This window comes from Chryseobacterium sp. ON_d1, from assembly GCF_006829085.1.
Lineage (GTDB): Bacteria > Bacteroidota > Bacteroidia > Flavobacteriales > Weeksellaceae > Chryseobacterium.
The window spans coordinates 245,984-264,633 of record NZ_BJTC01000010.1; the positions used below are offsets into that span (position 1 = coordinate 245,984).

The window sequence follows — 18,650 nt, forward strand, 5'->3', positions numbered from 1 at the left end:
CAATTTAAAACATATTTTAACTCATGAAATTACCGTACGCGGAACCTTTCCGCATTAAAATGGTGGAGGAAATCTACCAATCCACAAGAGAAGAAAGAGAACAGTGGCTTAAAGAAGCTAATTATAACTTATTCAATTTAAAATCTTCGCAGGTTTATATTGACCTGCTTACCGATTCCGGAACAGGAGCAATGTCTGATAAGCAGTGGGCAGCTTTAATGACCGGAGATGAAAGCTACGCAGGATCACGTTCTTTCGAACAATTACAGAAAACTGTTGAAAGAATTACAGGATTCAAATATTTATTGCCAACGCACCAGGGAAGAGCAGCTGAAAATGTCCTTTTCTCAGTATTGGTAAAAGAAGGTGATGTTATTCCCGGAAATTCACACTTTGACACCACAAAGGGGCATATCGAATTCAGAAAGGCGCATGCCATTGACTGTACGATTGATGAAGCTTTTGATATCAATGACCTTCACCCTTTCAAAGGAAATATCAACCTTGAAAAACTGGAAGAAGTTTATAAAAGTCATCCTAAGGAAAGCATTCCGTTCTGTCTGATTACGATTACCTGCAACTCTTCGGGCGGACAGCCGGTTTCTCTGGAAAACATGAAGGCAGTAAGAGCACTTTCTGACCAATACGGGATCCCTGTATTCTTTGATTCTGCAAGATTTGCAGAGAACGCTTACTTTATCAAAAAAAGAGAAGCCGGGCAGGAAAACAGAAGCATCAAAGAGATTTGCAAAGAAATCTTTTCTTATGGAGATGGAATGACGATGAGTTCCAAAAAAGACGGCCTGGTAAATATCGGAGGATTCATCGCTCTGAACAATGAAGAAGTGTTCAGAAAGGCATCCAACTTCACTATTATTTATGAAGGATTTATTACCTATGGAGGGATGGCAGGAAGAGATATGGCAGCATTAGCAGTGGGGCTTGACGAAGCGACTGAGTTTGCCTATCTTGAAAGCAGAATCTCCCAGGTTGAATATCTCGGGAATAAGCTGATCGAATACGGAATCCCTGTTCAGAAACCAATCGGAGGGCATGCTGTATTCATTGATTCTTTAAATTTCCTTCCAAAGGTTTCCCGTGAAGAATATCCGGCACAGACATTAGGTCTAGAAATTTATAAAGAAGCAGGTATCAGAACCGTAGAAATTGGGACATTATTGGCAGACAGAGATCCTGAAACAAGAGAAAACCGCTATCCGAAGTTAGAACTGGTACGTCTGGCAATTCCTAGAAGAACCTACACCAACAACCACATGGATTATATTGCCGCGGCTATAAAGAATGTATATGAAAGACGTGAAGAAATAGCCAAAGGATATAAAATCACCTGGGAACCTGAAATCTTAAGACATTTTACCGTTCAGCTTGAAAAAGCTTAATTATAAAACCGGAATTTTTCCGGTTTTTTTGTATTGAAATCCCAACATATTGTCTGGTAAAAAAAGCATGTCTATTTTTCAAAAAACACCATGATTAACTAACTTATTTTCAATAAGATATTAAAAATACCCGTTAAAAAAAATACACATAAATCAATCATATTTTATTATATTAAATCATAATATTATGTTTTTCATTTTATTTTCAAGAAAACAAAATCAAATTGATGTTTTTTTTTGAAATAGTGAATGTTTTTAATTTTAATTTTGTGTCTGAAACAGATATAAAAATACTTAAAAACCAACCTGAAAAAATCCGTTATTCCGAAAATGAACAAAATTGCTGTCGTGGGCGCTGGTATCTCCGGCTTAAGCATGGCGAATTACTTAGAAAAACATAAGATTGATTACCATATTTATGAGAGAAGAAAAAAGAGAGATCTTGCAGGGCATGGCTTTCTCATTCCGCAGGAAGGAATGGATTATCTTAGTCAGATCATTGAGCCTGAGCTACTTCTTAAACAGGGAAATTTTCTTAAAAAATATATACAGTATTCCCACACGGGAAGAATCCTTGCAGAAAAGAATCTGGAGAATGTTTTCGCTATTTCAAGACATTCATTAATTGATCTGCTGACCCAAAATATTTCACCGGAAAAGATCATATATGAAGAAACTATAGGTCTTGAAGAGCATGATGGAAAACTGAAATTTTCTGACGGAGCTGATATTGATGCTGATATTATCGTTATTTCCGATGGGTCCAGAAGCAGAATCAGAAACAATCTTTTCAAAGATGAAACCATGAAAGCTGTAAGAGAAAGTGAAGTGGTTAATATTATCCGGAACAAAGAAATTGCAGACTCTATAGAAAATGATTTTATAAAGTTTCACCATGAGGAAGGCGGTCTGACTTTCGGAATCCTAAAACTCTCTGATGATACCGTTCTTTGGTATTCGCAGTTCGATAACGAAAAGTACATGATCAATGAATGTTCAGCAGAAAACCTAAGGAAATACATGCTCGAGGTCTTTGAAAACTGGCATCCGTTGGTTTCATCAATTATACAGAAATCCGATTATAAAAATGTACATTTATGGCGTGTATATGAATTGGAAAAACTGAATCGTTTTTATAAAAACAACATTGTATTCATCGGTGATGCAGCACACCCACTGATTCCATTTACAAGCCAGGGAGTCACCTCAGCATTGAAAGATTCATTTACACTAACTAAATATTTAGTTGAAGAAAACAATATGGAACATGCTTTCAAAAAATATGAAGCAGAGAGAAAGCCTGAAATTGAGGTTCACATCAATAACGGAAGAACACTATTGGAACAGTTCCTGCTCCCGATTAACCTACAAACACAGAATATTTTACCTATATCCTATAAATAAATATGTTTACCAATAACGATATCAACTTTGAAGCTCTGAAAAGAAAGGCCTACAATGGAAGGTGGGCCACCCTGGAAGATGGAATCATTCCTCTTACCGCCGCTGATCCGGACTTCAGGACAGCCCCCGAAATAGAACAGGGAATAATTGATTACCTGAAAGACGGTTACCTGAGCTACGGACCATTTTCCGGACTTCCGGAATTTAAGAAAAGTGTTTCAGACCACTTTAATAAGGAAAAACAGGGAAGCTTTTCTCCTGAAAATGTACTGGCTGTCAACAGTGCGGCCCAGGGAATGTTCCTGATAGCCTCATACGTTCTTCATCCCGGAGATGAAGCTATTATTCTGGATCCTGTAGATTTTCTCTTCAAAAAATCAGTTGAAACAGCCGGCGGAAAAGTAAAGCTTTGCCCTGTTGATAAAGAGACAGGAGACATTGATTTTGAAAAAATGGTTTCTTTAATCAATTCCAAAACCAGACTTATCAGCATATGCAATCCGCACAATCCTCTCGGAAAGGTTTATGCTAAAGAAATACTGATAAAAATAGCTGAGATTGCTTCTGATCATGATCTTTGGGTCATGAGTGATGAAATCTGGAGCGATATTATTTATGATCATAGAGGTTTTCATACTTACTCTTCCGTTTCAGAAAAGGCAAAGAAAAAAAGTTTTACAGTCTATGGATTCTCGAAATCATTCGGAATTGCCGGCCTGAGAATTGGGGCTGTACTATGTCATGATCAGGATATTCTCGAAGATTTTACTGAAAGATCCCATTTCAATTCAACAATAGAAGGTGTTTCTACTTTATCCCAGATTGCTGCAAGTGTAGCATTACAAAAAGCAAAGCCTTGGTACAGAGAGTTTTTAGCACATTTACAGAGCAACAGGGATCTTGTTTATCAACTACTGAGCCGTTCAGAAGTTCTGACCCCCAATCTGCCTGAAGCTACTTTTGTAGCATTTCCCAAAATTAACAATGGAATGACCAGCGATGAATTTGCCCAGCACGTACTGAAAGAAGGAAAAGTTGCTGTTGTTCCCGGATCAGAAAGATGGTTCGGAAAGGGAGCGGAAGGACATATCAGAATCTGCTTTTCAACTTCAAAGGAAATTGTAGAAGAAGGAATTAAGAGAATCATCACAAGCTTTTAACATTAAAATTTTTCATTAAATGAAAGAAAAATGTTATTATTTTTCCGAAATTAACACAAACCATTACAATAATGAGATTTTTATACTAAATATCAAATTTTAATATTGATTTAAAAATAAATATTGATAATTTTGATCGAATCATCACTCAAAACCATCAATATGAAAATAAAATACATCAGCATTATTTTCCTTGGAGTCTCTGCTTTCTCGTATGCCCAGCAAATAAAGGATACCTTAAAAGAATCAAAGATAGACGAAGTCGCCATCACCGGTAGCCGGAACAAAAAAAGAACAGTTGTCAACACCCCGGTACCTATTGATATTATCGATATCAAACAGGTAAGTCAGTCTACAGGGCAGGTAGAAGTCAACCAGCTGTTACAGTTTTCAGCACCCTCTTTCAATTCCAATAAACAGTCAGGATCTGATGGTGCTGATGCCGTAGATCCGGCTACTTTAAGAGGTCTAGGGCCAGATCAAACCTTACTTTTGCTTAATGGAAAAAGATATCATCAGTCTTCACTGATCAACCTTTTCGGAACCAAAGGAAGAGGAAATACCGGATATGATATGAATACCATACCCATTGGTGCGATAAAAAGAGTAGAGGTCCTTCGGGACGGAGCGTCCGCCCAATATGGTTCTGATGCTATTGCAGGAGTAATTAATGTTATTTTGAATGACAGAAATAATGGTTTTGAAGGAAATCTTTTCACAGGTATGAATCTTTTCAAAAGTCCAGGTAATAATGACGTTGTATCAGATCACAAAATAGACGGAACCACCTTTGATTTCAATGGAAATTTGGGAACTAAAATAGGATCAAAAGGCGGATTTGGAAACTTTACGGTAGAATTTATCAACAAAGATTACGCCATACGAAATGCCAATCCTGCTATTTACAATGATCCGTCACCAGCACCAAGACAGCGTTTTGGAGACGCGAAAGCCCAAAACATATACTTTTTCGGAAATATTGAGCTTCCATTATCTGATGGCCTAAAATTTTATTCCCGCCAGGGCTTTTCACACAGAAATACCAAAGCCTATGCATGGACCAGAACAGCGGATGCAGACGGTAATATTCCTGAAGTTTACCCTACAGGATTTAACCCGGTTGAAAATACCAGTATTTCAGATTTCACCTTTGATAATGGTTTAAAATTCAAGGTTGCCGGGTGGGATGTAGATTTCTATAATGCTTTTGGCAACAACAGATTTACTTATCAGATTGATAATACGATCAATGCAACTCTGGGAGTCAAATCACCGACAAGCTTTAATGCAGGAGGACATTCCCTGCTGCAGAATACCACAGGTTTCAATGCTGTAAAGCAGTTCAAAGTACTGGAAGGGCTTAACGTTGCTTTCGGATCAGAATTCAGATATGAAAAATTTGATATTATCAAGGGAGAAGAGGCGTCTTACACCATATACGATAAAAACGGCAATCCTGCCACACCGGATACTCCTGAAAGCTTACTTGTTACCAATCCTTTAAGCGGCAATGTAAGACCCGGTGGCTCTCAGGGTTTCCCGGGATACTCTACCGATATTGGCAAAAGCAGAAATAATTTTGCAGCCTACATAGATACGGAACTGGATGTGACTAAAAACTGGATGATAAGTGTTGCCGGAAGATTTGAAAATTATAATGATTTTGGAAGTACCTTAAATGGAAAATTTGCGACAAGATATGCGATCACGCCACAGTTCGCTTTCCGTGGTTCCATATCTACCGGATTCAGAGCACCTTCTCTGGCACAGAAATATTACAGTCAGCAATTTACCAACTTCCAGGGCGGTAAACTGGTCACTATTCAGCTCGCTTCTAATGACAGTAACATCGCAAGCAGCCTGGGAATTCCTCAACTGAAGCAGGAAACCTCAGTGAACGGTAGTGCCGGGTTTACCTTCAATACTGGAAAATTCACAGCCACCGTAGATGGTTATTACATCCGTGTGAAAGACAGAATCGTTTTGACCGGATATTTTGCACAAGCAGACTTACCAGAAAAAGTTCAAGAAGAGAATCCATTTATTGACCAGGTACAATTCTTTTCCAATGCAATCGATACCAAAACAAAAGGAGTCGATCTTATTTTAAGCTATAATGAAAATATAGGATCCGGAAAACTGACTGCTACATTAGCCGGAAACTATAATGATATGCAAATCACAAAAGTCAATACCTCAGAACAGCTGGCAGGGAAAGAAGATACTTACCTGAGTGCAAGAGAAAAAGCATTTATTCTTGCTTCTGCTCCGAAAACAAAAGTTAATTTAAATCTTAACTATAAGATCAACAAATTCAATATGAATCTGCAAATGGTCAGATTTGATAAAGTAACCCTAATTGGGTATGACGGCACAGAGCAGGTATATAACCCAAAGGTAACAACAGATCTGTCTTTCGGGTGTGAATTTTCTAAAAATATTAATCTGACTTTGGGAAGCAAAAATCTATTCAACAGGTACCCAACTTTACAGTCATCTGCACAGGTGACTAACGGAAATACGGAATCCGGAGGTATTTTTGATCCTGTACAGATGGGATTTGCCGGAAGACAGGTTTTTGCCAGACTTAACTTTAAATTTTAATAAAAAATAAAAACTCCTGAGAATTTTCAGGAGTTTTTATTTTATTTTTTTGAAATTTTGTAAAGCTTACCACTGTCCGTTACCGCATACAAATTTCCATCCATCCCGCTCAGTACATCACGGAAACGTTCCTTCTGATCCTCAAGCAGACGCTCTTCTCCTACTACCCTGTTATCTTTCATCACAATTCTGTCGATATGTTCTCCGCTTAAGCATCCAATAATCAGATTTCCTTTCCATTCATCAATATTTCCGGTATAAAAAGTAATTCCACTTGGTGAAATTACAGGATCCCAATAATAGACAGGCTGTTCAGTTCCTTCTCTCTGTGTAATTCCCTGCCCTACTTTATCTCCGGAATATTCTATTCCATACGTCACATCTCCCCAGCCGTAATTTTTCCCAGGCTGGATCAGATTGATCTCATCCCCTCCTCTTGGTCCCATTTCCACATCCCAAAGGTTTTCATTGGGATCTATAGCCATACCCTGAGGATTTCTGAGGCCATATGCGTAGATTTCCGGTTTGTACCCCTGCTTTCCAATAAAAGGATTTCCTGGTGCAGGTTTGCCTTCTGTAGTAATCTTTAAAATTTTTCCCAGATAATTATCCGTTTTCTGAGCGTATACACGGGTCACTTTATCTGATCTTTCTCCTGTACTGACAAACAAATACCCTTCTTTATCAAAAGCAAGACGGCTTCCGTAATGTTTATCTCCGTCATATGAAGGTTCCGCCCGGAAAATAACTTTTACCTCTGCAATATTTTTAAGATCCGCAGACAGCTTTCCTTTTGCTACAGAAGTTAAGTTTCCTTTTCCAAATGGTTCTGAAAAACTGAAGTAAATTATATTATTGGTTTTAAAATCCGGATCCAGGGCAACGTCCAGCATTCCTCCCTGTCCTTTTGAATCTACCTTTGGAAATCCTTCTATTTTTGAAACCTGCTTTCCATCTGTTGACACAACGTTCATATGCCCATTCTTGTCAGTAATGAGAAACCTTCCGTCAGGTAAATTGATAATTCCCCAGGGTCTTCCCAGATCTTTATTCAAGACTTCTACGTTATATGTTGTTGTTGTCTTTACAGCCTTAATTCTTGTCTGTCCCTGAAATGCCGGCTTATAGTCAGAATTAGGATTTTCTGTCTCTACACTGCCATCATTTCCGGTTTTCTGGGCATTTGCATGATTTTCCTTACATGAAGATAAAATAAGAAAAAGGCTTATTGCCGGGACATAAAATTGATTGATTTTCATAATGTTATATTAGGTGATGATACAATGAATGGAAAAATAGTGCCATACAAATCTCTAAAAACAGTATTCTTTAAAATACATAAAAAATGCATACAGCAAGAAATGTAAAACTTTCTAAATACAACTCAATTTGTTAAAATTCTATCATCAAAATATTCACCTTCAAAACATTATACAGCCTTATGATTTCTTTCGTATTTTTGTTGTATGGATTTTAAACTTCAATCAGAATATAAACCTACCGGAGACCAGCCTCAGGCTATTGAAAAACTTACTGAAGGAATAGAGATCGGTGAGAAATATCAGACGCTTCTGGGAGTAACAGGTTCCGGAAAAACCTTTACTGTTGCGAATGTTATACAAAATGTACAACGTCCGACATTAGTTCTGGCACATAACAAAACACTGGCAGCACAGCTCTTCATGGAGTTTAAAGAATTCTTTCCGGAAAATGCGGTAGAATACTTTGTGAGTTATTATGATTATTACCAGCCTGAAGCATATATTGCTACCACCGGAACGTATATTGAAAAAGATCTGAGCATTAATGAAGAGGTTGAAAAATTGCGTCTTTCTGCTACGGCGAGTCTTCTTTCCGGAAGAAGGGATGTTTTGATCGTGGCATCTGTTTCCTGTATTTATGGTATCGGAAACCCTACAGAGTTTCATAAGTCATTAATTTCAATAGCTATTGGTGAGAAAGTAACGAGAACAGCACTTCTTCATTCACTGGTTAATGCCTTATATGCCCGAACATTAAATGAATTCCAAAGAGGAACCTTCCGTGTAAAAGGAGATGTAATTGATGTCTTTCCTGCCTATGCAGACAATGCAATCAGAATTCAGTTTTTTGGAGATGAAATTGAAAAGATTCAAAGCTTTGATCCCGTTACCGGAAATGTGGAGTCTAATTTTGACCAGATCCAGATTTACCCGGCCAATCTTTTCGTGACCTCCAAAGAAACCTTGAACGGTGCTATCAGAGAGATTCAGGATGATATGGTAAAGCAGGTTGACTTCTTTAATTCTATCGAAAAACCTTTGGAAGCCAAAAGGCTTCAGGAAAGAACTGAGCTGGATCTCGAGATGATTAAAGAGCTTGGCTACTGTTCCGGAATTGAAAACTATTCGAGATACCTGGATGGACGTCTGCCAGGAACAAGACCTTTCTGCCTGATAGATTATTTTCCTAAAGATTTCCTGATGGTGATTGATGAAAGCCACGTAACCGTTCCACAGGTTCATGCTATGTATGGTGGTGACCGAAGCCGCAAAGAATCACTGGTGGAATTTGGATTCAGACTTCCGGCTGCGATGGATAACAGACCTTTAAAGTTTGAAGAATTTGAAGCCATGCAAAACCAGGTAATCTACGTTTCTGCAACCCCTGCAGATTATGAACTGGAAAAAACCGGAGGCGCTTATATAGAACAGATCATCCGTCCGACAGGGCTTCTTGACCCTATTATTGAAGTAAGACCTACTCTAAATCAGATTGATGACCTGATGGAAGAGATTCAGAAAAGAGCTGATGCTGATGAAAGAGTACTGGTAACTACATTAACAAAGAAAATGGCAGAAGAGCTTACCAAATACTTCACCAAATTTGGAATCCGGACAAGGTATATTCACTCTGACGTTGAAACCCTCGAACGGATACAGATCATGCAGGACCTCCGTTTAGGACTTTTTGATGTACTTATCGGGGTCAACCTCTTAAGAGAGGGGTTAGATTTACCTGAAGTTTCTTTGGTTGCTATTCTGGATGCTGATAAAGAAGGAATGCTGAGAAGCAGAAGATCAATGATTCAAACTGTTGGGCGTGCTGCAAGGAATGTAAATGGAAAGGCCATCATGTATGCAGATAAAATCACTAAATCTATGCAGGCTACTCTTGATGAAACAGAATACCGCAGGGCAAAACAAATGAAATACAACGAAGACAATGGCCTTCAGCCAAAAGCTTTGAATAAAAAAATATCTGAAAATCTTGTCGGAAGAAGTAAAGATTTCCCTGATGAGAAATATACCCAAAAAGAAATTCTCCAAAAAGTAGCTGAAACAAAAGCCAGCTATGCCAGTGAGGATATAGAGAAAATGATTGCCCAGAAGCAAAAAGAAATGGAAGCAGCGGCAAAAAATCTCGATTTTATTAAGGCGGCTAAACTGAGAGATGAAATTGAGGCTTTGAAAGCTTAACACAGATAATAGATTCGGCGGCATCTTCGATGCCGCCGAATCTGTATACCAATCTGATATACTTTAAATTTTATAATCCATTTCTCACAGCAGCCCTTATAGGAGTCAAAAGATCCATCAGACCATTTAATTTGATCTCATAAACTGTTGAAAGTTGCATTCCCAGTTTTCCTTTGGGCATTCCGCTTCTGTTGAACCATTCCAGATAGCTGATCGGAAGATCTACAAGAACTGTTCCTTCATACTTACCGAAAGGCATTTTGACAACACATATTTCTTTTAATATTTCGGGATTTATTCCTTCCACCTTTATATAATTAAATTAATTTTTCTCCAAGATCATTCTGATTGGGTAATTCAAGGTCCGGAGGCATATCCTCATCCGAAAACTCATTTCTGTACACCTGAATGAGAAGAAGGGTCAACGAGATCAGAATAGGCCCGAAAATAAGCCCCATAAAGCCAAATAGATTCATCCCCATAATAATCCCGAAAACGGTATTCAGCGGATGAATATTTTCCAGCTTCTTTAAAAGTGTAAAACGAAGAAGATTATCCGTCAGACCTACCACCACCACACAGTATGCTGCTAATCCAAGTCCCGGGCCTGTATTTCCTTCGGCAATCATAAAGATGCATACCGGAACATAGACAATGGCCGTTCCTACAACAGGGATTACTGAAGATGCGGCTGTCAGGGCAAAGAGTAATACCGGCCCCGGAGCGCCAAAGATTATATATCCTATCAGGGAAACAATGCCCTGTCCTACTGCTACTACAGGAATTCCTATAGCATTGGCCATGATCAGCTTCCTCATTTTGTCGCCGATCAAAGAAATGTTCGCCCTTTTCAAGGGGGCTGAATTACTTAAAATCCTTTCGAATAACCGGGGTTTTTCCAACATAAAGTAGAGAATAAAATACATGGACATTATTACAGTAAGAGTATTAAACGTCCCACTGAGTGCGGAAGTAGAAACCTTTCCTACGGAGTCCTTCAGTTTGGTCATATTTTCTTTACTCAGAATATCAAATCCTGTTTTAGAAAAAATATAAGAATGTATTTTATCCAGAAAAACATTGAATTTAGCCATATAAGCCTGCGCATTCCCAAGTTTATCGATAATCAGATCAGCAATAAAATAGATGGGAAGAATGAGGACAATAAGACTCGCAAACATTAATGCGAAGGCAGCCAGTGACGGTTTCCATTTTTTTTCTTCCTGCAGGTAAAAATTATACTTTCTGCAGACTACATAAATGGTAATCGCCCCAAGAACCGATGGAATAAACAATGCCAGGTTAAAACAGATCAGTCCTGCCAATACCAGAATGATGGCCAGTAACGATACCTGCTTTATCGCAATACTGCTTATTTGTTTGTCCTTATTCATCATGAATTTAATATTTTTACTTACTGTACATAATCTGTCTTGGTTTTCCCAGGAAAGCGCAATACGTTGAGTACATTACAATCATAATAAATGGGGCTGTAAGGATCACACCTATTCCACAAAGAATAACTCCGGCAATAGAAATCAGAAATCCTAAAAATCCTGTTAACAGGAAAGTTCCATAATTCTCTTTTGCAATATTGAAAGACTTTGACAAAGCATCCGTAGCCGAAGCATTTTCAAATAAAAGGATTGGATATCCTATTAAAAGAAAAGGGTATACAAAAATGATGGGAAGGATACAAAGTGCAAGAGAAAAAGAGGTTATAAGCCATGAAAGAAGGCTGTAAATCAATATATTGACAAAATTCTGGCGGTAACCGATGAAAAGATCGGAAAACTCTATCGGGTTCTTGGTGTTGTATTTGTTCACCATATAAATCAGTCCTACATACAAAGGAGACAATAAAATATTAAAAAGGCTGGAAGCTCCCATATAAACAGGAAGTCCCGGCGTACTCCATAAATTGAAATTTCCTGAAGATTTTATATCTTCAACCACCGCAGCAGAATCAAATCCGGTAAGCATTTGAATAAGAGATCCGCCGAGCAGATAAATGATCATCGCCACGATCCCGTAACCAAAAACGCCTTTATACATTTCAAAAGCATGAGAAATAATCGATCCCGTATCTCTGTTAGGAACAGAGCCCTGCTGATCAAATTCGTTAAATTCAGACATAGTTTAAATATTTAATGATTTTACCAAAATTAGTTTTTTTTAGTAAAAAAACACATTAAACCTAAATGAATTTTAGTTTTTCTCAGAAAAAACGGTTTTATAAAGTGAATAAATCATCGCGTTCCAGAAAGGAAATGTGAAAAGTCCACCAATGAAAAACAGCATGAACCCCAGATATTTAAACAGCAGAGCAACAATTGCACAAACCAGTATTTCCAGGAAATACATTCTGAGGGCTTTAAAAGTAAGTGAAATAGCTTCAAAAATCCTTTTATTGGCAAAAAACATTAAAGGGGCGACAAATAAAGTGGCAAGCACCCAAAGAATTCCAAGAATAATAGTCTGAGCTGTATTCACATACACAAAGAACCAAAAAATATAATACCCGATGTATTTAAAAAAATTAAGCCCATTGTATCCAACCAGTAAATCTCCTAATTCCAGCTTTTCCTTAAGATCAATCTTTCTGAAAATCTGGTAAAACCCAATATTCAGAGGGTACAGAAAGATCATAGTTCCCACAATCATCAGAGAAAATTTTTGAAAATCAGGTGTTGAAGCCATTTTGGTATACTGCAATGCATAAGCTTCCATTCCATCTTTAATATATTTGCCGGTCTCCATGTATTGCTGTATAATATTATATTTCAGATCGGCCGCAAAAACTACCGTAAGGAAAATTCCAAAATAAAAAATTGAAAACATCAACTGAAAAACCAGAGTTTTATTCCAATAAAAAAAAGCCTGCTTCAATATAAAATCTATTCCCGGTTTCTGAGGATATTTGTTCTGCATCATAAAAAATTTATACAAAAGTAAACATCAATAAGTATTTTTGCAGAATGTTTTCAGTGAATCATCAAAAATTTATGGAAATGGACGAGCTTTCCCTTCAGAAAGTTCCCTATTTCTTCGTGATAGACTTTCTTTCAGAGAACGTTGAAATTTATCCGGAATATGAAATTGAAAAATCAGGCTTATTGGTTGATTTTCAATCATTTTCAAATTTAAAAACATCACACGATTTAAATAAAAAAGTAGTCTGGAAATCATTTCCGGAGACACAGGAAAGCTTTAAGGTCGGATTTGATAAAGTTCAGGAAAATATTCGTTTAGGAAACTCTTATTTGGTAAATTATACCCGAAAAACCAAAATAGAGACTAATCTAAGCCTAGAAGAAATTTTTTATCACTCAAATGCGAAGTATAAAGTATTTTATAAAGATTTTTTTGTATTTTTTTCTCCGGAAACTTTTGTAAAGATCATTGAGGGTAAAATTTTGACGTATCCCATGAAAGGTACTATTGATGCTTCTATTGAAAATGCGGCAGAAATCCTTAAGAATGATAAAAAGGAAAAAGCAGAACATTACACTGTAGTAGATCTGCTGCGGAATGATCTGAGCATGGTGGCAGATAATGTAAAGGTAGATCATTTTCAGCAAATTGACTTTATCAAAACACAGCAAAAGGATCTGTATGCAATGAGTTCCGAAATTTCAGGAATGATCAAGGCTGAGTATAACGGAAAGATAGGAAGTATAATGCAAAAACTGCTTCCTGCAGGCTCTATTTTAGGCGCTCCGAAGCCTAAAACACTGGAAATAATTCTGGAGGCAGAAGGATATAAAAGAGGATATTACACTGGAGTTTGCGGCTGGTTTGACGGCCAGAATGTTGACAGTTGTGTAATGATACGCTTTATTGAAAAAGAGGGAGATCAACTTTATTTCAAAAGCGGAGGCGGTATAACGCATATGAGTAAATTAGAAGACGAATATCAGGAAATGAAAAATAAAATCTATGTCCCAATTCATTGAAAGCATTAAAGTAGAAGATCAGGAGATTTTTCTATTGGATCTACATCAGAAACGTGTCAACCAAACTTTTTCTCATTTCGGGAAGGAAGACTCTATTGATCTGGCCAAGATCTATAAAAATCTGCAGCATGATGAAGATGGCCTCTTCAAATTAAGAATTGCTTATGATCTTGACAAAAAGATCAGAACACAGATGATTCCTTATGCGATCCCTGAAATTCAGGATTTCCAGCTGGTAGAGAACAACAGCTTCGATTATTCTTTCAAGTTCGAAGACCGTAAAGAACTTGATAAAATGAAAATGAAAGCTAAGGCAGAAGAAATTATTATTGTCAAAAACAATCATATTACTGATACTTCTTTCTCCAACCTTTTATTCTTAAAAGGAAAAGACTGGTTCACGCCTTCTACCTATCTCCTGAACGGCGTACAGAGACAACACCTTTTAAAACACAAAAAGATCAAAGAAACGGAAATCACTTTACAGAATATAAAGCAATTTACCCATTTCCAGATCATTAATGCATTGAATGACTTTGATGATATGTTTGTATATCCCATCGACAGAATAATCAATCTGCCAGGGAACGAAGAATATCTTGACCTTTAAATCATTTCATAAATTCAAAATACGACTTCAGTACATCCGCACTGTTTTTTCCGTGAGTATTTACCTCAAGGATCTTGGGCTGTGCATCAGGTTTGAAGAAATTCTCCAAAACTCTGTCCAGCGTAAGCTCATCTTCCACCCTGATGTAGGAGAATCCGAAATGCTTAGCCAGTGATTCTGCATTTTTACGGTGCTTGGTCGCAATAAACTCATCCAGTGTATTGGGATTGGCATTTCCAGGCCCCGGAATGATTTTAAAGATATTTCCTTCTCCGTTATTGAAGATCATGATTCTCACAAATGGAGGTATGTATTGGTTCCAAAGTCCGTTAATATCATAAAAGAAACTCAGGTCTCCCGTTATGAGTAAGGTCGGATGTTCATTTTTGATGGCAAAGCCCATCGCTGTAGAGGTTGACCCATCAATTCCGCTGGTTCCTCTGTTACAGTACATCTTTCTCTTCCCGAAATCAAACAGCTGTGCATATCTGATCCCTGAAGAGTTACTGAAATGAATATTATAATTCTCCGGAATGGTCTGTGAAGCTCTATTGAAAAAATAAAAATCAGAGAACTCAACCGTATTTAAAAACTGTTCATGTCTGGCATCTTTTTTATCCCTTAAAACATCCCAAAGATTAAAATAGGGTCTAGGCTCCAGATTGATAAATTTCAGCAGTTTTGAAAAGAAAACCTCAGGTCTGACTTCAATTTTTTCTGTCAGCGAAAAATAAGTATCCGGCTGCCATACTTCATCCAGATGCCAGTGCTGCTTCGGGCGGGCACTTCTCAGAAACTGCTTTACTTTTTTGGAAACCACATTCTGTCCTACCGTAATCAGCAGATCCGGAGCATATGTTTTATAGTCTTCTTCCGTAAAATTGAAAATATAACGGTCTATGTGTCTGAAAAACTTCTCATGATACAGGTTTGAGTTAGCTTCACTCAATACCACAACAGAATGGTTTTTTACCAATTGTGTCAGTTGATTTTCCAGCTCAGGGCTATAATCTCTCGTTCCCACCAGCAGCATGATTCTTTGGGAAGTATGCCATTCTGCTATCAGATTGGATGGGATTTCATAGTCTTTATGTTTTATTGTTTTTTCCACAGTGGGAAATGTGGGAAGCTCTGAAACAAGTTCGTACAGAGGTTCTTCCAATGGAATATTAATATGTACAGGACCTTGCTTTTCAAAACAAAGCTCGATGGCTTTTTTTATCGTATCGAAATTAATATCCTCTGCATGTTCCCTGCTGTCTTCCAAAAGCTGGAAATCACCATAGGAATGCTGATGAAAAACATCCTTCTGCCTTATTGTCTGCCCATCAAATATATCCACGAAATCAGTCGGTCGGTCTGCCGTCAGTATCAGCAGTGGAATATTCTGATAAAAAGCTTCAGTAACCGCCGGATAATAATTAACAACAGCAGATCCGCTGGTACAGGTAATCGCTACCGGCTTTTTTTCACTTTTTGCCATTCCCATTGCAACAAAAGCAGCACTTCTTTCGTCTACAATGCTGTAACAGTTAAAACTATCCACCTCTGAAAAATGAATGGCCAAAGGAGCATTTCTTGACCCCGGAGAAATTACAATATCTGCAATTCCGTACTGCTGAAGAAGATGTGCAAGTATTTGGATACTTCTCTTAGAAGAATATTTTTTCATACAGCAAATTTAACTTATAAATAATGATTTTAAAATCATTTAATTTAAAAAAAATGTAATTTTGCTGTTCGTAAATTTCTAAAAATGGATAAAATACCTAGTGTAGACCTGCGTGATTTCCTTTCGGACAACCCGGAACGCAAACAGAAATTTGTAAATGAAATCGGAAAAGCTTATGAAGAAATTGGTTTTGTAGCCTTAAAAGGCCATTTTCTTGATGACAACCTAGTAGAAGATTTGTATGGAGAGGTAAAAAACTTTTTTGACCAGCCAGTGGAAACCAAACAAAAGTATGAGATTCCTGGGATCGGCGGCCAGAGAGGGTATGTAGGATTCGGTAAAGAAACCGCAAAAGGTTTCAAAAAAGGAGACTTAAAAGAATTCTGGCACTTCGGACAGTATCTGTCTGATGATTCAAAGTACAGAGCCGAGTATCCCGACAATGTAATCGTTGAAGAACTCCCTAAGTTCAACGAAGTAGGTAAAGAAGCCTTCCAGATGCTTGAAAAAACAGGGCAGTATGTTCTAAGAGCTTTAGCACTACACCTTGGATTAGATGAATTTTATTTTGATGATAAAATTGCTGAAGGAAACTCTATTTTAAGACCCATTCATTATCCTCCAATTACAGAGGAACCGGATGATGCGGTAAGAGCAGCTGCTCATGGAGATATCAACCTTATTACTCTTTTAATGGGTGCACAGGGTAAAGGTCTTCAGGTTCAGAATCATAACGGAGAGTGGATTGACGCTATTGCAGAACCCGATGAACTGATGATCAATGTTGGAGATATGCTTTCAAGACATACCAATAACAAATTGAAATCTACCATCCACCGAGTGGTAAACCCGCCAAGAGAATTGTGGAGTACATCGAGATATTCAATTCCCTTCTTTATGCATCCAATCAGTGCCATGTCTTTAAATGCACTTGAGAACTGTGTAGATGAAAATAATCCAAAATTATACGAAGACACTACTGCCGGAGAATTCCTGCATGAGAGATTGATCGAATTGGGATTGATTAAGAAATAAAAGAAAAACGGCTGCTTCAAAAAGGCAGCCGTTCTTATTTTATCAGTTACATTCATTACTTTTTCTAACCTGTTATACAGTAAAATTCCGGGCATGGAGTGGGTTGCGTAAAGGTTCCCCATGGACAGATACAGGTATAGGAATCACCACCTCCACCAGGATTTCCTCCTCCCCCAGGGTTTCCAGTGTATGGGACACATTTTCCTCCGGAGCAGATTTCTCCTACAGAACAGCCCCCTTCTCCAGGCCCTCCCCCTTCAAAACAATATGCAGGGAAATCAATCCCAGCAATGATACTTTTCTTGTTTTCTCTTGAAAGTTTCTTAAGATTTTTCATAGTTTTTGATTTTTTGGTATTCCTACTCTATAAGCTTTTCGGATAACGCTCTTTTAAAAATAATGCTTATTCTTTTAATAATCAAATATTTAAATAAAATTCAACGCCATCACTGCCTGTGCAGTTAATATTTGAATTAAATAATATTTTTTAGTACAAACTATTGTTTAATTAAAAATATTTTAACTATTTTTACTTTACCTACAAATTTTTAATTAAAACAATATGAAAAATTTAAAAAAACTACAAAAAGGCCAATTAAAAAACATTTCCGGAGGTGTTAACCTTCCTCCAGCAGATTTCTGTATGTATTATTGCAGCGGGGTAATTGTTTGCGCAACTTGCAGCGATGATTTCAAATGCCCTGATACCAATAGTGATATGTAAGATTGAAATCCTTATGTCATAAATTAAACCGCTTCATTATAGAGGCGGTTTTCTTTTTTTTGAATCAAAATAAGGTAGATTATAGCTATTCAGATATTTTTTCTGTAAAGGAACTGGTTTTATTTCTGATAAGCGATTTATGCGCTTAAAAAAGGGGAATAATTTATATGCATTGCAGGTAAGGAAATAGTTGTCCACCAACTTTCGAAAATTTCAGAAGCATTCTCCCGCTATCCATTCCTACTCCTCGCGCCAGGGTTTATTTTCCCAGCTAATCCCAGTGCTTCCACCTCCTGCTGCGGGGTAACCATTCCTATCGGGGCTAGGGGATGAATGATAATTGATAATTGATAATTGATGATTGATCAGTGATGAAAGATCAGTAATCGATGTATTGTTATCATTGATCAATCATCGTTTATTACTGATTTGATTACTCATTGCTGATTAGTTCTGTTACTTTAAACCGGGATGGGTATAAAACAAAAAATCCTTTATCGTCATGATAAAGGATTTTTAAAAATAAAATAAAAACTGGCGGCGGCCTACTCTCCCGCGTTAGCAGTACCATCGGCGCTGGTGGGCTTAACTTCTGTGTTCGGAATGGGAACAGGTGAGCCCCACCGC

Annotated in this window: 15 protein-coding genes and 1 rRNA gene; 8 read left to right on the top strand and 8 right to left on the bottom strand. The window is 37.5% G+C overall.

Annotated features, from left to right (window positions below; all coding sequences use genetic code 11):
* Positions 1-23 precede the first annotated feature (23 nt).
* The 4 genes from CRS_RS16995 (at position 24) to CRS_RS17010 (ending at position 6,568) form a co-directional block, all read left to right on the top strand.
* A complete protein-coding gene (locus CRS_RS16995) occupies positions 24-1,400 on the top strand; it encodes a tryptophanase (RefSeq protein WP_142725206.1) in 1,377 nt (458 codons plus the stop codon).
* Between the two features lie 330 nt (positions 1,401-1,730).
* Positions 1,731-2,804: an FAD-dependent monooxygenase gene (locus CRS_RS17000; protein ID WP_142725207.1), complete on the top strand. Its 1,074-nt coding sequence runs from the start codon at positions 1,731-1,733 to the stop codon at positions 2,802-2,804.
* Positions 2,805-2,806: 2 nt separating this feature from the next.
* Positions 2,807-3,964, top strand: a complete 1,158-nt coding sequence (locus CRS_RS17005) for a pyridoxal phosphate-dependent aminotransferase (protein ID WP_142725208.1) — start codon at positions 2,807-2,809, stop codon at positions 3,962-3,964.
* Positions 3,965-4,126: 162 nt separating this feature from the next.
* The gene (locus tag CRS_RS17010; RefSeq protein ID WP_142725209.1) at positions 4,127-6,568 is read left to right on the top strand and encodes a TonB-dependent siderophore receptor; all 2,442 of its coding nucleotides are present in this window, start codon (positions 4,127-4,129) and stop codon (positions 6,566-6,568) included.
* Between the two features lie 41 nt (positions 6,569-6,609).
* Here the strand turns inward: CRS_RS17010 and CRS_RS17015 are convergent, their stop codons facing one another.
* Positions 6,610-7,827: a PQQ-dependent sugar dehydrogenase gene (locus CRS_RS17015; protein WP_142725210.1), complete on the bottom strand. Its 1,218-nt coding sequence runs from the start codon at positions 7,825-7,827 to the stop codon at positions 6,610-6,612.
* Between the two features lie 207 nt (positions 7,828-8,034).
* Here CRS_RS17015 and uvrB point away from each other — a divergent pair, with 207 nt between their 5' ends.
* Positions 8,035-10,026, top strand: coding sequence for an excinuclease ABC subunit UvrB (uvrB, locus tag CRS_RS17020; protein ID WP_142725211.1), 1,992 nt, complete (start codon positions 8,035-8,037; stop codon positions 10,024-10,026).
* Between the two features lie 70 nt (positions 10,027-10,096).
* Here uvrB and CRS_RS17025 read toward each other — a convergent pair whose 3' ends face one another.
* The 4 genes from CRS_RS17025 to CRS_RS17040 form a co-directional block, all read right to left on the bottom strand.
* On the bottom strand, positions 10,097-10,324 hold the full coding sequence (locus CRS_RS17025) for a DUF3820 family protein (protein WP_142725222.1): 228 nt from the start codon (positions 10,322-10,324) through the stop codon (positions 10,097-10,099).
* Between the two features lie 19 nt (positions 10,325-10,343).
* On the bottom strand, positions 10,344-11,423 hold the full coding sequence (locus CRS_RS17030) for an AI-2E family transporter (RefSeq protein ID WP_142725212.1): 1,080 nt from the start codon (positions 11,421-11,423) through the stop codon (positions 10,344-10,346).
* Between the two features lie 13 nt (positions 11,424-11,436).
* Positions 11,437-12,162 (bottom strand): beta-carotene 15,15'-monooxygenase, encoded by a 726-nt coding sequence (locus CRS_RS17035; protein ID WP_142725213.1) that lies wholly within the window; start codon positions 12,160-12,162, stop codon positions 11,437-11,439.
* Positions 12,163-12,234: 72 nt separating this feature from the next.
* Complete coding sequence (locus tag CRS_RS17040; protein ID WP_228451284.1) at positions 12,235-12,960, bottom strand: hypothetical protein; 726 nt, start codon at positions 12,958-12,960, stop codon at positions 12,235-12,237.
* Between the two features lie 44 nt (positions 12,961-13,004).
* Between CRS_RS17040 and CRS_RS17045 the strand changes: the two genes are divergently transcribed.
* Positions 13,005-13,982 (top strand): aminodeoxychorismate synthase component I, encoded by a 978-nt coding sequence (locus CRS_RS17045; protein WP_142725214.1) that lies wholly within the window; start codon positions 13,005-13,007, stop codon positions 13,980-13,982.
* Positions 13,966-14,592 carry an aminotransferase class IV gene (locus tag CRS_RS17050; protein ID WP_142725215.1) on the top strand — a complete coding sequence of 209 codons (627 nt, stop codon included), beginning with the start codon at positions 13,966-13,968 and terminating at the stop codon, positions 14,590-14,592. The genes CRS_RS17045 and CRS_RS17050 overlap by 17 nt, the downstream gene beginning before the upstream one ends.
* Before the next feature lies 1 nt (position 14,593).
* Here CRS_RS17050 and menD read toward each other — a convergent pair whose 3' ends face one another.
* On the bottom strand, positions 14,594-16,264 hold the full coding sequence (gene menD / locus CRS_RS17055; protein ID WP_142725216.1) for a 2-succinyl-5-enolpyruvyl-6-hydroxy-3-cyclohexene-1-carboxylic-acid synthase: 1,671 nt from the start codon (positions 16,262-16,264) through the stop codon (positions 14,594-14,596).
* An 84-nt stretch (positions 16,265-16,348) separates the two neighbouring features.
* Between menD and CRS_RS17060 the strand changes: the two genes are divergently transcribed.
* Positions 16,349-17,299 (top strand): isopenicillin N synthase family oxygenase, encoded by a 951-nt coding sequence (locus CRS_RS17060; RefSeq protein ID WP_142725217.1) that lies wholly within the window; start codon positions 16,349-16,351, stop codon positions 17,297-17,299.
* Between the two features lie 64 nt (positions 17,300-17,363).
* On the opposite strand, the gene CRS_RS17065 is transcribed toward CRS_RS17060, so the two are convergent.
* The gene (locus CRS_RS17065) at positions 17,364-17,636 is read right to left on the bottom strand and encodes a hypothetical protein (protein ID WP_142725218.1); all 273 of its coding nucleotides are present in this window, start codon (positions 17,634-17,636) and stop codon (positions 17,364-17,366) included.
* A 919-nt stretch (positions 17,637-18,555) separates the two neighbouring features.
* Positions 18,556-18,650, bottom strand: a 5S ribosomal RNA gene (rrf, locus tag CRS_RS17070); the annotation flags it as partial.